12 protein-coding genes are annotated in these 14644 nt (G+C 44.2%); 6 read left to right on the top strand and 6 right to left on the bottom strand.

Annotated elements, in window-relative coordinates:
• Positions 1-96: 96 nt before the first annotated feature.
• Entirely contained in the window at positions 97-1305 is a 1209-nt protein-coding gene (gltS, locus tag EAE92_RS04955; protein ID WP_214067255.1) for a sodium/glutamate symporter, read from the bottom strand.
• A gap of 242 nt (positions 1306-1547) precedes the next feature.
• Between gltS and EAE92_RS04950 the strand changes: the two genes are divergently transcribed.
• A complete protein-coding gene (locus EAE92_RS04950; RefSeq protein ID WP_046394766.1) occupies positions 1548-2933 on the top strand; it encodes a uracil-xanthine permease family protein in 1386 nt (461 codons plus the stop codon).
• 86 nt (positions 2934-3019) lie between these two features.
• Here the strand turns inward: EAE92_RS04950 and EAE92_RS04945 are convergent, their stop codons facing one another.
• The gene (locus EAE92_RS04945; protein WP_422616047.1) at positions 3020-4561 is read right to left on the bottom strand and encodes a 4-hydroxyphenylacetate 3-hydroxylase family protein; all 1542 of its coding nucleotides are present in this window, start codon (positions 4559-4561) and stop codon (positions 3020-3022) included.
• 568 nt (positions 4562-5129) lie between these two features.
• On the opposite strand from EAE92_RS04945, the gene EAE92_RS04940 reads away from it, so the two are divergent.
• Positions 5130-6839 carry an AsmA family protein gene (locus EAE92_RS04940; protein ID WP_246545005.1) on the top strand — a complete coding sequence of 570 codons (1710 nt, stop codon included), beginning with the start codon at positions 5130-5132 and terminating at the stop codon, positions 6837-6839.
• A 170-nt stretch (positions 6840-7009) separates the two neighbouring features.
• Positions 7010-7432, top strand: coding sequence for an NUDIX domain-containing protein (locus EAE92_RS04935; protein WP_214067253.1), 423 nt, complete (start codon positions 7010-7012; stop codon positions 7430-7432).
• Between the two features lie 59 nt (positions 7433-7491).
• Here EAE92_RS04935 and fabY read toward each other — a convergent pair whose 3' ends face one another.
• The 3 genes from fabY to yihX form a co-directional block, all read right to left on the bottom strand.
• Positions 7492-8409 (bottom strand): fatty acid biosynthesis protein FabY, encoded by a 918-nt coding sequence (fabY, locus tag EAE92_RS04930; RefSeq protein WP_046394769.1) that lies wholly within the window; start codon positions 8407-8409, stop codon positions 7492-7494.
• A 72-nt stretch (positions 8410-8481) separates the two neighbouring features.
• Positions 8482-8919, bottom strand: coding sequence for a D-aminoacyl-tRNA deacylase (gene dtd / locus EAE92_RS04925; protein WP_214067252.1), 438 nt, complete (start codon positions 8917-8919; stop codon positions 8482-8484).
• 39 nt (positions 8920-8958) lie between these two features.
• Positions 8959-9588: a glucose-1-phosphatase gene (gene yihX / locus EAE92_RS04920; protein WP_214067251.1), complete on the bottom strand. Its 630-nt coding sequence runs from the start codon at positions 9586-9588 to the stop codon at positions 8959-8961.
• 156 nt (positions 9589-9744) lie between these two features.
• Here yihX and EAE92_RS04915 point away from each other — a divergent pair, with 156 nt between their 5' ends.
• From EAE92_RS04915 to EAE92_RS04910, 3 genes are all read left to right on the top strand, one after another.
• Positions 9745-11199, top strand: a complete 1455-nt coding sequence (locus EAE92_RS04915) for a carbon starvation CstA family protein (RefSeq protein ID WP_036813761.1) — start codon at positions 9745-9747, stop codon at positions 11197-11199.
• 754 nt (positions 11200-11953) lie between these two features.
• Positions 11954-12112, top strand: coding sequence for a DUF5993 family protein (locus tag EAE92_RS24430; RefSeq protein WP_219847094.1), 159 nt, complete (start codon positions 11954-11956; stop codon positions 12110-12112).
• A 14-nt stretch (positions 12113-12126) separates the two neighbouring features.
• Positions 12127-12696, top strand: coding sequence for a disulfide bond formation protein B (locus EAE92_RS04910; RefSeq protein ID WP_214067250.1), 570 nt, complete (start codon positions 12127-12129; stop codon positions 12694-12696).
• 62 nt (positions 12697-12758) lie between these two features.
• Here the strand turns inward: EAE92_RS04910 and typA are convergent, their stop codons facing one another.
• Positions 12759-14597, bottom strand: a complete 1839-nt coding sequence (gene typA / locus EAE92_RS04905; RefSeq protein ID WP_036778438.1) for a ribosome-dependent GTPase TypA — start codon at positions 14595-14597, stop codon at positions 12759-12761.
• Positions 14598-14644: the final 47 nt, after the last annotated feature.

The following is a 14644-nucleotide window of genomic DNA, read 5'->3' as shown; positions in this document are numbered from 1 at the left end:
TTGTCGTTTTGACGCTAAAAATAAATAATGATCAAAGAACACAAAGACAATACTGCACCAACTACATAGCTGGCGCAGTACCTTGCTAATTTATCCCTACACAGCAGGGAATACCGGCAGTAGCAGATAGAGTTTAATCACAATCGCGTTAACGATATCGATAAAGAATGCCCCAACCATCGGCACCACCAGAAACGCCACATGGGATGGCCCAAAGCGATCGGTAATCGCCTGCATGTTCGCAATAGCGGTAGGTGTCGCTCCTAAACCGAAACCACAGTGACCCGCCGCCAGAACCGCTGCATCATAGTTTTTACCCATCACCCGATAGGTGACAAAAATTGCATATAACGCCATGACAATGGATTGAATGGTGAGAATGACCAGCATCGGTAATGCCAGCGATGCCATCTGCCACAATTTCAGGCTCATTAACGCCATTGCCAGAAACAGGGAAAGGCTCACGTTACCCAGTACAGACACCGCTCGGTCAAAAACTCGGTAAAAACCTAGCACCGACAGACTGTTACTGAGAATAACCCCGATAAATAACACACAGACGAACGTCGGTAGTTCAAACCATGTACCTTGCAAAAGCTCAGCCACAAAATTACCGGCCATCAAACAGATAGCAATCAGTGCGATCGTTTCCAGCATCACTAATGCGGTGATCATCCGCCCGGTATAAGGTTTTTCAAATGCTGTCGGCACTTCGGTATCATCGGCCCTTAATCCTGGAGTTTTTGTATTTCTCACCAAGAAACGCGCGACCGGGCCACCAATCAAACCACCCAGAACTAAACCGAAAGTCGCGCAAGCCATTGCCACTTCTGTCGCATTTTCAAAACCATAACGCTCACTAAACAGCTTACCCCAAGCGGCGCCTGTACCGTGACCGCCAGACAGCGTAACAGAACCCGCCAGTAAGCCCATTAATGGGTCCAGACCTAACAGTTCAGCCAGAGCGATACCCACCGTGTTCTGAACCAGCAGCAAGCCAACAACGACGAAGACAAACGTGAACAGAACCCTACCACCCGCTTTCAAGCTGGAAAGGTTGGCATTCAAGCCGATAGTGGCGAAGAAAGTTAACATCAAAGGGTCTTTAAGAGACAAATCAAAGTTGATTTCCCAGCCTGTTGTCTGTTGAACGACTAAAAGAATCAGAGCAACTAACAGGCCACCCGCGACAGGTTCAGGAATGGTGTATTTTTCAAGAAATGGGACCGATTGTACAAGTTTGCGCCCAAGTAATAGTACTAATGCGGACGCCACGAGCGTGCCATAAACATCAAGATGATACATCTATGTACCCCAGCTATATTGTTAAAATTATGTAAGTTATTACGACGTTATACTCATCCTTTAGAGAACGCCAAAAGCAGGCAACGCTGGATTAGAAAAAAAATCTGCAACAAACACAAGTTAAAACATATAAAAATGTGACCAGAGCGAATCATGATAAGTGACAGGATTTTTAAGCAAACGATTGCTTTTACACGCTTGATCATTAAAATGCGTTCTTTGTCAGTCCGGAATTTCACACCATGCTCAGCTCATCCCCTGAACAAGCGGCAACAGTCCCCCCGAACAAACCAGTTAGTGAATTGATTTATCGCTTAGAAGATCGACCACCGTTGCCACAAACGTTGTTTGCTGCCTGTCAGCATTTACTGGCAATGTTTGTCGCGGTCATCACGCCAGCAATTTTGATCTGCCAAGCGCTAGGGTTGCCTGCTCACGATACGCAGCGGATTATCAGTATGTCTCTGTTTGCTTCAGGATTGGCATCATTAATCCAGATCCGAACTTGGGGGCCTGTCGGTTCTGGTTTGCTTTCCATCCAAGGGACCAGTTTTAACTTTGTTTCCCCACTGATTATGGGCGGGCTGGCGCTCAAAAATGGCGGGGCAGACATTCCTACCATGATGGCAGCGTTATTCGGTACTCTGATGGCGGCATCCGTTACCGAAATTCTGTTATCCCGCGTATTGCATCTGGCCCGGAGAATTATCACCCCGTTGGTTTCCGGTGTTGTGGTGATGATTATCGGTTTGTCTCTAATTCAGGTTGGGCTGACCTCTATCGGCGGTGGATTCTCTGCTATTGAAGATCACACTTTTGGTTCTCCAAAGAATCTGTTTCTGGCTGGTGTTGTGTTGGCGGTCATTGTTTTGTTGAACCGCCAGCGTAATCCTTATCTGCGTGTCGCTTCTCTGGTGATTGCAATGGCGGTCGGTTATGTTGTCGCCTGGCTAATGGGTATGCTGCCGCCAGCAACGGTACAGGAAAATAGTTCACTTATGACTATTCCCGCGCCACTCTATTATGGTCTTTCCTTTGACTGGAATCTGCTTATCCCGTTGATGCTGATTTTTATGGTGACTTCACTGGAAACCATCGGCGATATTACCGCGACGTCTGATGTTTCCGAGCAACCGGTCAGCGGCCCTCTATATATGAAGCGTATTAAAGGCGGTGTTTTAGCTAATGGGCTAAATTCTATGCTTTCCGCCGTATTTAATACCTTCCCAAATTCTTGTTTTGGGCAGAATAACGGGGTTATCCAATTAACCGGCGTCGCCAGCCGTCGTGTAGGTTATGCCGTGGCGCTGATGTTGACGCTGTTGGGTCTATTTCCTGCGGTGGCAGGATTTGTGCAACAGATCCCTGAACCGGTATTGGGCGGCGCCACTATCGTGATGTTCGGTACGATTGCCGCGTCTGGTGTCCGTATCGTTTCCAGAGAGGCACTTAACCGCCGGGCAATTATGATTATCGCGCTATCTTTAGCGGTTGGTATGGGCGTCGCCCAACAACCGCTAATTTTACAGTTCGCTCCAGACTGGCTGAAAACGTTACTCTCTTCCGGTATTGCCGCCGGTGGTTTGACAGCGATCACTCTTAATCTGGTGTTTCCTCAGGAAAAATAATCTTTTTAAAATCCGATATCGAATTACACATCATCAACTCATCACGCACGTATAAATCACCATCGCGCGTGATGATGGTTTATCTCCTAGCGGTTGGAAGGCCAAATAAAATCGTTACCAACCCAACCATCAAGATCGTATTCACTCATACACTGTTCAGCAAATCCTTTCAATTGATCCACTAAGCCCGAGGCTTGAGAAGCCCATAATACATCGAGTCTGGTGATTTCGTGGTTGCCGGCATAATTTAGCTCATATAATTCATGCCTGTTAGCGAATTCCGTACCAATAGAGTCCCAAATTAGTTTCATGAGCTTGACTCGCTCAACTGCGCTGTAACCATTGGAGCCACGCATGTATTTATCAAGATAAGGAGACAGTTCCGGGTTGGAAAAATCGCGGGCATGAGAGTTAACATAAATCAAGGCGCTGCCCAGATCTTGTTCAATAATTTCTTTTACCCTCGGGTAACCCTGCGTCATAAACCAACGATAAGCTATCCCATACTCGTACCGAGGCAATAGGGCATCTTCACCCCAAGGCTCCGGAGATTTAATCATCGCATCACTGAGCGCCCAAAATAGATTACGCCATGACAATACTTCACCAACCCGGGTTTGCACGCCACGAAAATCCTTCGTACCTGTAGCTTCAACACCCTTAAGGAGCAATCCAGAAATAAAATCAAGTTTAACCGCCAATCGGGTCACACCATGCAACATAGCCCGATGGAAAAAACCCGATTCAGCAAAAAATAACGAAACTTTATCTATATCTCCATAGATAAATACGTTTTCCCAAGGAACCTTCACTTTATCCAGAATCATTATCGTATCGTTCTCATCAAATCGGGATGAGAGCGGATAATCAAAAGGACTGCCCATTTTATCTGCCGCCATTGAGTAAGAGGGACGACAAATTAATTTCACTCCTGGCGAATTCATCGGCACAGTAAAGACCAATGCAAATTCCCGTTTCTTGATTGGTAAGCCATAATGACCAATAAAGTTGTAATGACACATCGCCGATCCCGTGGCAACAACTTTAGCGCCGCTGACAATTAATCCATCATCACACTCTTTTTCAACATGAACACAAATATCACCAATTTCATCGGGTGATAAATGACGATCTATTGGTGGATTAATAATCGAGTGATTCCAGTAATACACGTTCTCCTGTGAGCGGATATACCAGTTTTTTGCATTATCAGCAAAATCACCATAAATATCCGGTCTTACACCGAGTGAGGTAAGAAACGAAGCCTTATAATCAGGACTCCTACCCAACCAACCATAACTCATGCGGGCCCAAGCGGCGATAGCATCACGATCAGCAATTAAATCCTGCTGCGAGTGCGGTATACGGAAAAAGGGATGTGTCACACCAACACTCCCCGTATCTGTAGCCGTAGTCAGTACATCACGATGAGCAGGATCATGCAAAGCATCGTAAAGTTTCGCAATAGCGCGGGATGGATTTTGGAAAGCAGGATGGTTGGCGACATTCTGAATGCGTTCACCATAAGCCCAGACTTCCCGACCATCGTTTAGCCCATCCAGAAATTCCTTTCCTGTAAGTGGGCGGGTTGTGCGGATACTACCTTCATTCGACGATTTTTGTTTCATGTTTTCTGACATAGAAAATTCCTTACATTACTTATTTGCCGGAAGATGGGTGAAAATAAACTATGCAGTGTTATTTCAAGCATCAATCAAATTGAGAAAGGAATAGAAAGGAATGACGAAAAAACATCATTATTCCATTTATAGCCATCCATTAATACATTAATTCATTCAGATGTCATTGGCTATATTGCCATGAAAGAAAATATAGATTTAATTACTATATTAATCACACAATATAATTATTAACAAATTCATACAAACACTATAAGTTACTAATAAGAAAAACTTAGCATGAAAATTAAAATACAATTAAATAAAGATTAATCTCTTAAGTTTATTTTAATAGAATAAAACGATAACAAATAATTTACTATTCCCCTCATTTCATACCCTGAAATTATTAGAAATAACAACCAGCATAGTGACTTATTGGTATTTCTATTGTTAAATTATACAAATGTTACAAATAATAATTTCTCCTCGCTCATAACTTTTATTCACCATCTCTTGAGTGAACGCCAAAATTACGGCATAAAAGGAAGCTATAAGCCGATTAAATTGGAGTCTGATGATGAGATGGTTAAGAAAATCGCTGGTTACTCTGTTATTACTGCTAATCCTGGCGGTAATCGCTGTTTATGTCGTGATGCAGACAAACTGGGGAGCGCATCAGCTCAGTCAATGGCTGAGTCACCACAGCCGTTATCAGGTTCAAATCGGCAATATCGAACATAACTGGTCACAACCGGGCACTTTGGCATTTTCCAATATTGCCATTAGCAACCAGCAACAGACTTTCATTTTAGCGGCTCAAGTTGTCGCATTCGATTTCAACTGGCGGCAACTCACTTCCCCGCGCCATTTTCAGCGTCTGTTATTACAACAGGGCCAATTAACGATCAAAGACCAGCCACAATCCATCCCTTTTAGCGCCAATATTCTGCAACTTAATCAGATGACTATTCAGTCAGAAAATGCAGACGGGAAAATTCAAGGACAAAATATCACCGGCGGCATCACCCCCTGGAACCCACAATCAAATAAGCTGACAGGGAATGGGGAATTCCAATTCAGTGCTGACAAACTGAATTTCAATGATATTTCTCTTGAAAAAGTCATTATGCGAGGAGATAACCCACAGAATACCCTGACTATCCGTTCATTTGGTGCAACATTGGCACAAGGTTCGATATCGGGTAATGGGCAACGTCAGCCTGATGGCAGCTGGCAGTGGGACAATTTACTTATCAGCAATATTCGTTGGCAAACGCCAATGACACTTGAAGAGTTATTGCTAAAAGCGAATAAATTACCCGCAGTCAGCATCAAAGATCTCAGCCTGACGAATGCTAAGTTGGAAGGTAAAAACTGGTCTGCTAACTATCTGGATGCCTCAGTCAAAAATGTCGGTTTGGCTAACGGACGCTGGCAGGCAAAAGAGGGCATCATTGATTTCAATGTCATGGATACGACGCTAAATGATCTCCATTTCACCGATGTTATTGGTCACCTTCTTCTCGCAGGCAATGAACTCACTATTTCCAATCTCACTTCCCGTTGGGAAAAGGGATTATTCCACGTCAAAGGGCAATGGAATCACCAAACAAAGCAATTCAACATCGCCAATGCAACGGTCGCCGGTTTAACTTATACCTTGCCGCAAAACTGGCATCAGTTGCTGAAAGAATCGTTGCCTAAATGGATATCCGGATTTTCCATTAACGAGCTGACGATTAACAACAGCTTGTTGATTGATATTAACCCCGATTTTCCATTCCAGCTTACCGCTCTCAGCGGTTATATCTATGACATGGAGTTACTAAAAGAAGGGAAATGGGGGATCTGGCGTGGTTCTTCAAATCTAAATGCCACCAGCGCAACATTTAACAAAGTTGAATTACGTCGCCCTTACCTTAAATTACACACAGAGGGAAATAAACTGATCATCGACCAATTAGACGCTTCTACCGATGATGGATTGCTGAAAATAAAAGGCACAGTAGATCAACTGGTACAGAAGCCATTTACTTTGGATTTCCGGGGGATAGACGCAGATTTAGCTATTTTGCCTCAATGGCGGTGGGTGCCGTTGAAATTACAGGGTAAAGGCAATTTCACGCTGTTAATACAGGGAGATCTTGCTGCTGACGATATTAAAAGTACTATCGATGGTTCATTGACTGCCACGAATAAACAGTCAGGCAGTGAAACTCAAGTTATTAATAAGGGGCAAATATCCACATCAAACTGTGAAACCTGTCCAGTTGTTAAGCTATAGTAACGAATATTCGGGTACATATGTACCCGATCCAATCTTATAATGGTTATTTTCTGTTTCAATCCATTAATAAAATCTCCGATCAATATCAGCCGAAAAACCGTATTAATATTGATATGTTAAAAACGCAATTAAATTTTACCCATTGAAGTTGTGACAAGGTACAAAAAATGACGTATATACTGCCTGAATCTATTGAAAACACGCTGCAAAATTATGACCGTATTGTTGTCGGCGGCATCATCAGAGATCAAAATGGCAATATTCTGTTCTTACAACGAGCACCTGATGAATCACCGCCAAATCTCTGGGAAATTCCTTCCGGCGGTGTAGAAAAAGGAGAAAATCTATTACAAGCACTATCTCGTGAAATAGAAGAAGAGACCGGACTACTGCTTGATGATGTTATTAGTTTTCTCAGCGCAGTGGAATATTCTATTAAGGAGACTCGATGCCTCCAAGTAAATTTTAATGTCAAATGCACAGGTGAAGTTAAACTTTCTCCCGAACATGCGCAATATCAATGGAGTAATATAGACAATTTCCGCACTAAATTAGACGACTTTATGCTGCGTGTACTCAACGAAGCTTAATTTCATAAAAGCGACTTTTATTATTGCTACCAGTGGCATATCTCATGCCACTGTCAAATCTAAGCGATAGCCGTATAAGCATTCGGCAATACCATATAGGTGCCAGTAAATACCGCACCGATTCCCTGATCACCGCTGACAATCACATCCAACTTCACTCTCGCTTTACTGCCTTGCGCCAAACGAGCCAAATCACCGCTCATATTTTTAAGATCCGCAACAGATTTTGGCCTGCCGACAACCGGTTTTTTGTAACGGATATCGGCATCAGCCAAAATGATATCACCACCTAGTTGACGTTCCTGTAACAACAACCAGATCAATCCCCAACCGGTCAAGGTTGCCAGAGAAAACAGGCTGCCGGCAAAGATAGTTTGGTGAGGATTCTGATTCCCAGCTTCCGGCATGGTGGTAATAAAACTCTGACCAGTATATTGAGAAATTCGTACCCCCATTTTTTCACTGAGGGGAATATGTTTGTACCAAGCCTGTTGCAATTCGTTGCACCAATCTGGCCGATGAAGAATATCATCCAGTGTCGCGACCGGCTTTATCATCAGAAAATGGCGAACCGGAGTTGTTTGCGGGCTAGTAATTGGCCCACGGTTTTCAAACCCCAATTTACTGAAAAACTCCACCGCATGTTCACGAGCACTGCACACGACCCGTTTAACACCCTCCTGACGGGCAACAGATTCCAGAGCCATTGCGATTAATTTTCCTAACCCTCTGCCTTGCACGTTGGGATGCACTGCCAAAAAGCGGATTGCCCCTTCACTATCCGCATTGATATATAAACGCCCTACCGCCACTGGGTTACCTTTCTCATCCACCACCATCTGGTGATGAGCCATCGTGTCATAACCATCTTTCTCAGAACCTACAGGCTGATGCAATGGTTTACGCAACATTTCCCAACGAAATCGATAATATGCTTCCAGTTCTTGTTCTGTTTCAGGTACTCGCAGATGATACATAGAAACTGCCCCTTTCTTTTGCTCATGATGTTTAATCGGGGATGGTTGCGTTCTACTGGCTATTTTTGGTTGCTAGACCTGCAACCAGAAAGTGACTGGCCCATCGTTTGTCAGGCTGACTTTCATATCGGCAGCAAACCGCCCGATTTCTGTTTTTACACCACTTTGGCGGCATTGTTCAACAAAATAGCGATATAATTCATCGGCCTTATCTGGGGCGGCGCCGCCAGAAAAACTGGGGCGCATGCCCTTTTGAGTATCGGCAGCCAGTGTAAACTGGGAGACAACCAGCAAACTGCCTCCGATTTGTTGGATGTTCAAGTTCATTTTGTCCTGTTCATCACTGAATACCCGATACCCTATCACCTTCTCACACAACCGTTTTGCTTTCTGTTGATCATCTCCTTTCTCAACGCCTAGCAACACCAGCAGGCCGTGACCAATTTCCCCAACGACTTCGTTCTTAACAACAACATTTGCCTGTGTTACCCGCTGGATTAACGCGATCATATTTTTCCTTTATTTAGATAGTCGCATCAGCACACTACATTATCCATTCAATCCTTCATTTTGTTGTTCAGAGAAACCGCTTGCTTCGAAATAATCCGGCACGGTCTGCCTATCAACCACATGAACGCTATTGATCCCTAACGCCCTGGCTGCTTCCACATTTTCCAGCACATCGTCAAAAAACACGGCCTGATCCGGTGAAAAACCTTCTGTCTCAAGCACATATTTGAAAATATCAGGTTCCGGCTTACGCATTGCCAGATCCTGCGACAAATAGAGATAATCAGCGGACGCCGCAATCTCCGGATAATTATGCGGCCAGTAATCCAGGTGTAAACGGTTGGTGTTGGATAACACCACAACCCGGTGTCCCGCTTCACGTAATTTCTTCATTATTTGAATGATTTCAGGCCGAATATCAATAAAGATAGCGTGCCATCCCGTGGCAAACTGCTCAAAACTGAGTGAAATATTCATTTCCTGACATAAAGTATCAGCGAATTCCAGATCAGTAATTTGACCACGCTCATGTTTTTCAAACGTTTCTCCCATAGAGAAACTTTTAGTCAAAGTCGCAAGAGGCGTCCCGCTCAAATTACTCCATACAGCTAAAACCCTTTTAAAATCAATCTCAATAATCACATTACCCATATCGAAGATATATAACATAATTACCCCCTGGCTAATTAATAACTTTTTACTTTAATCGTATTTTCAATTAGAAAACAGTACGGACCAGTAAAAAGCGAATCACTTCACGGTATTTTTCTTACGAAACGATAAAGTAGCACCCAGATTAAAAAAGTCGAGTAAGGTGTTATATTTATGTTGTGGTTCCTCCTCTGTATCGGCCTTCTTCTGGCTGGATATTTCATATACGGCAAAATTGTCGAAAAGATATTCACTATTCGACCAGAAAGAAAGACCCCCGCTCTTTCTATGGCTGATGGTGTTGATTATGTGGCTATGTCCACCCCAAAAGTCTGGTTAATTCAGTTACTGAATATCGCTGGTGTTGGTCCGATTTTCGGTCCGATTCTTGGCGCCCTCTATGGCCCGCTTGCTATGCTGTGGATTGTATTCGGCTGTATCTTTGCCGGCGCAGTACACGATTACTTCTCTGGTATGCTCAGTGTGCGTGCCCGCGGCGCATCCGTGCCCGTTATCGTTGGTAACGAACTGGGCAAAACCATGAAGCATTTCATGAATATATTTGCTGTTATTCTGCTGATGCTAGTTGGCGTCGTCTTTGTTTTGAGTCCAGCCGGCTTACTGAATAACTTGCTGAAAGAGGCAATGGGTTGGGATAACATTGCTATCTGGGTCGGTGTTATCTTTGCTTACTATATTCTCGCAACGCTGGTTCCTATTGATAAAATTATCGGTCGCCTTTACCCACTGTTTGGCGCATTGCTGCTGTTTATGTCTGTCGCGCTGATGGTCGGTTTAGCGATGAGCGACAAGCCTTTCTATTCTCAAGGATTGGATTTCACCACTAACTTTAACCCGAAAGATCTGCCTATTTGGCCATTGCTGTTCGTCACCATTGCCTGTGGCGCTATTTCAGGTTTCCACGCCACTCAGTCTCCGCTGATGGCCCGCTGTATGCAAAATGAAAAAAATGGTCGCTTCGTTTTCTACGGCGCAATGATTGGCGAAGGTATTATCGCACTGATCTGGTGTACATTGGGCCTGAGTTTCTATGAAGATACTAACGCGTTGCAAGCCGTGATTGATCAGGGTACGGCCTCTCTGGTTGTTCACGAAGTGTCAACTTCTCTGTTAGGTACTGTCGGCGGTATTCTGGCAATCCTCGGCGTAGTGATTTTACCCATTACTTCTGGCGATACCGCGTTCCGTTCCGCCCGGCTGATTATTGCTGAATTCTTGAATATTCCTCAGCAACAAATGGCTAAACGCCTGTTATTAAGTGTGCCAATGTTTATTGTCGGTTATCTGATTACCAAAACTGACTTCAACATCATCTGGCGTTATTTCGGTTGGGCGAACCAGACGACAGCAATGGTCATGCTATGGGCTGCCTCCGCATGGCTGCTGCGCCGCAATAAATTCCATTGGATTACCACCCTGCCTGCCATGTTTATGACCGCAGTGTGCTTCACCTATCTGGCATTTGCGCCAGAAGGTTTTGCGCTAAACTGGAATATCTCCGTTGTTATCGGACTGGCAGCAATGGCGGTTGTCACAATTGCTTTCTTTGTGAAAATCCGCTCTCAATCGGCTTCCGATAATATAAACGCCGAAGCATTAAATGAGTAAAAAACCAAGAAGATATTAAATATCACAACCGCCCCTCACGATAAAAAGTCGAGGGGTTTTAATTGCCGCTCTCCTGTGCCGTGATAAGAAACATTTATTCCTTCCGCAAATATCAGACGAAATAGCACATGAATATTGACAGTTTAAGTGTTACGACCAGAAAAATGAGTGAAGAAAGTATCATTTCCCCATAGAGAATGTCTGGGATAGCTTCTTTATGAAAGCTTAATGCCCACTAAATAGTGACAAAAATAGTGGCAAACAATGAAAAAGAATTCATCTGGGTAGAGGGTTAATTGTAGAAAATTGGATAGTTTAAGCCCTTTAAAAGCAAATCTATGAATAGTCGTTAAATTAGGAAGTTTCCAGGCAAAGGTACGATTCGTTGTTTCTAATCGTTTCCTGCTTAACTATTAAATAAAAAACAACTCATCGAAACTCTCGCCAAATGATAATCACGCAGATCCTACTGAATAGTGGCAGACATAAATAAGATTGACTACAATTGTTATTAGCAGCACACTACGAATGTGGGTTAAATTATACACCGTTCGAATACCATGCTTTAATAAATGTAGGTTTGTACGTTTTCAAATGCGATACCAAAGAGAGTGACACCCATTAATGGACAACTTGCCTTTGGATAATTGATCGCTTGTATCGAAGTAAACGATCCTAAACTGAGCTTGATGAATTCCCTACCCTGAATACGGGGAAAGGTCTTGAATGTTTGTAGAAAACTGGAGAATCAACCATGTATATGTTTTTACCTTTTTTACTCGCATTATTTGCGGCTATTACCACCTTATATGGAAAGTATAAAACCAGTTATACCCTATGGGGTCTTCTTTTGGTGACGACTGTAGCTTGGTTTATCCATCATGCAACTGATTCGTTAAATCTATCTTTTTAACGGGAGACAATCTGATGAATCAGGTATTAGCAACAAAACAACAGATCAGCTACGGCATGATATTTAACCTCATTGGGTTATTTGCTATCAGTGCTGTTCTAACCCTTGCCTTCTATTATCAATTGGTCCTTTCAGAACTCCCTTGTCCATTGTGTCTGCTACAGCGAGCGGGCATGATCATGATAGGGTTTGGTTTCCTATTTAATCTGTGTTTTGGTATCAAAAGCGCGCATTATGCCTTGTCGCTTCTCGGCTGTATCGTGACTGGCATTATTGCGATCCGACAAGTGTTTTTACATATCACACCCGGTGATCTCGGTTATGGTTCCGCCTTTTTTGGTATACATTTCTATACTTGGGCCCTTATTTGCTCAGTTATCGCGATTATCGGCATATCCGTCATGCTGATATTGAAAAGCCTGGAAAAAACAACCGAAGCAAAGCAAAAAACGTCTGTTATCGGTCAGATTATTATCGGATTATTTGTCATATTAATTACCGCAAATTTAATCTCCACCATTTTGGAGTGTGGCGGTGGGCAGTGTGATGACAACCCAACGTTCTATCAATTGCTCGGTAAATAATTCGTTTGTTAAAAAAACTCAGGGCGCCATCGGCGCCCTAAGCATGGGTATTACAGGAAAGATTATGCTTCTTTACTGCGATACGCACGACGGCGTTCATTTTCCGTCAGATGGCGTTTACGCAGGCGAATAGACACAGGAGTCACTTCCACCAGCTCGTCATCATCAATAAACTCCAGAGCCTGCTCCAGGGTTTTCTTAATATGTGGAGACAAGGTTGTCGCTTCGTCAGTACCAGATGCACGGACGTTAGTCAGTTTCTTACCTGTCAGACAGTTAACTGTCAGGTCATTAGAACGAGAATGAATACCGATCACCTGGCCTTCATACACTTCCGCGCCATGACCCAGGAACAATTTACCGCGATCCTGTAAGCTGTAAAGTGCATAAGCAACCGCTTTACCTTGACCATTGGAAATCATCACGCCGTTCTGACGACGACCGATTTCACCCGCGCGAATATCATCATAGTGGCTGAATGTCGCATACAGCAGACCGGTACCGGAGGTCATCGTCAGGAACTCAGTACGGAAGCCAATTAGACCACGGCTTGGAATAACATAATCAAGGCGCACACGGCCTTTACCGTCTGGCAGCATATCGCGCAGATCCGCTTTACGCTCACCCAACGCCTGCATCACATCTCCCTGATGCTGCTCTTCAATGTCCAGCGTCACCTGCTCGAAAGGTTCTTGCTTGCGACCATCGATCTCACGGAAGATAACTTTCGGACGGGATACCGCCAGTTCAAAACCTTCACGGCGCATGTTCTCAATCAGAACAGATAAGTGCAATTCACCACGGCCAGAAACACGGAACGCATCCGGATCTTCTGTCTCTTCAACACGCAGGGCGACATTGTGAACCAACTCTTTCTTCAAACGCTCAAGGATTTGGCGTGAGGTGACATATTTGCCTTCACGGCCACAGAAAGGAGAGGTGTTAACACAGAAATACATGCTCACCGTCGGCTCATCAACCGCCAGCGGCGGCAGCGCTTCAACAGCATTCGTATCACACAGCGTATCGGAAATATTCAGCTCACCCAAACCGGTAATCGCAACGATGTCGCCCGCTTCCGCTTGCTCACTCTCAATACGCTCCAGCCCTAAGTGGCCCAGTACCTTACCGATTTTACCGTTCCGGGTTTTACCCTCGCCATCAATAATCGTGACGTTCTGGTTTGGCTTAACAGTACCGCGCTTGATACGACCAATGCCGATAACACCAACATAGTTATTATAGTCAAGCTGAGAAATCTGCATCTGGAATGCGCCATTCAGGTCAACTTTCGGCGGCTCTACATGATCGACAATCGCCTGATACAACGGCGTCATATCTTCCGCCATATCTTCATGATCAGTACCGGCAATTCCCATCAACGCCGATGCATAGATAATGGGGAAGTCCAGTTGTTCATCAGTGGCGCCCAAGTTAACAAACAAGTCAAACACCTGATCCACAACCCAATCAGGACGTGCGCCAGGACGGTCAACTTTGTTAATGACCACAATCGGTTTCAAACCATGAGCGAACGCTTTCTGTGTCACAAAACGGGTCTGAGGCATTGGCCCGTCCATAGCATCGACCAGCAATAATACGCTGTCGACCATAGACATAACACGTTCTACTTCACCGCCGAAATCGGCATGTCCCGGAGTGTCTACGATATTAATACGGTAGTCATTCCATTTAATGGCGGTATTTTTTGCGAGGATAGTAATTCCACGCTCTTTCTCCAAATCATTGGAATCCATCACACGCTCTGTCGCTGTCGCACGGTCACCGAAAGTACCGGATTGTTGCAGCAGCTTGTCAACCAGGGTCGTTTTACCGTGGTCAACGTGCGCGATAATGGCGATATTACGCAATTTTTCGATCACAAACTTTGCCTCAGGCATTTATAGAAATGGCGCGCTATTGTACACACATTGGTCGAAGGACTAAA

This window comes from Photorhabdus hainanensis, from assembly GCF_018448965.1.
GTDB classification, from domain to species: Bacteria; Pseudomonadota; Gammaproteobacteria; order Enterobacterales; family Enterobacteriaceae; genus Photorhabdus; species Photorhabdus akhurstii.
Note: the sequence above shows the minus strand (reverse complement) of the source record. Positions and strands in the feature narration are given on the sequence as shown.

Bases quoted from the DNA above. Each gene is read 5' to 3' on its own strand.
- dtd (WP_214067252.1), bottom strand. From the start codon at position 8,919: ATGATCGCGTTAATCCAGCGGGTAACACAGGCAAATGTTGTTGTTAAG.
- EAE92_RS04950 (WP_046394766.1), top strand. From the start codon at position 1,548: ATGCTCAGCTCATCCCCTGAACAAGCGGCAACAGTCCCCCCGAACAAA.
- fabY (WP_046394769.1), bottom strand. From the start codon at position 8,409: ATGTATCATCTGCGAGTACCTGAAACAGAACAAGAACTGGAAGCATAT.
- EAE92_RS04940 (WP_246545005.1), top strand. From the start codon at position 5,130: ATGATGAGATGGTTAAGAAAATCGCTGGTTACTCTGTTATTACTGCTA.
- yihX (WP_214067251.1), bottom strand. From the start codon at position 9,588: ATGTTATATATCTTCGATATGGGTAATGTGATTATTGAGATTGATTTT.
- EAE92_RS04910 (WP_214067250.1), top strand. From the start codon at position 12,127: ATGAATCAGGTATTAGCAACAAAACAACAGATCAGCTACGGCATGATA.
- typA (WP_036778438.1), bottom strand. From the start codon at position 14,597: ATGCCTGAGGCAAAGTTTGTGATCGAAAAATTGCGTAATATCGCCATT.
- gltS (WP_214067255.1), bottom strand. From the start codon at position 1,305: ATGTATCATCTTGATGTTTATGGCACGCTCGTGGCGTCCGCATTAGTA.
- EAE92_RS04915 (WP_036813761.1), top strand. From the start codon at position 9,745: ATGTTGTGGTTCCTCCTCTGTATCGGCCTTCTTCTGGCTGGATATTTC.
- EAE92_RS04935 (WP_214067253.1), top strand. From the start codon at position 7,010: ATGACGTATATACTGCCTGAATCTATTGAAAACACGCTGCAAAATTAT.
- EAE92_RS04945 (WP_422616047.1), bottom strand. From the start codon at position 4,561: ATGAAACAAAAATCGTCGAATGAAGGTAGTATCCGCACAACCCGCCCA.
- EAE92_RS24430 (WP_219847094.1), top strand. From the start codon at position 11,954: ATGTATATGTTTTTACCTTTTTTACTCGCATTATTTGCGGCTATTACC.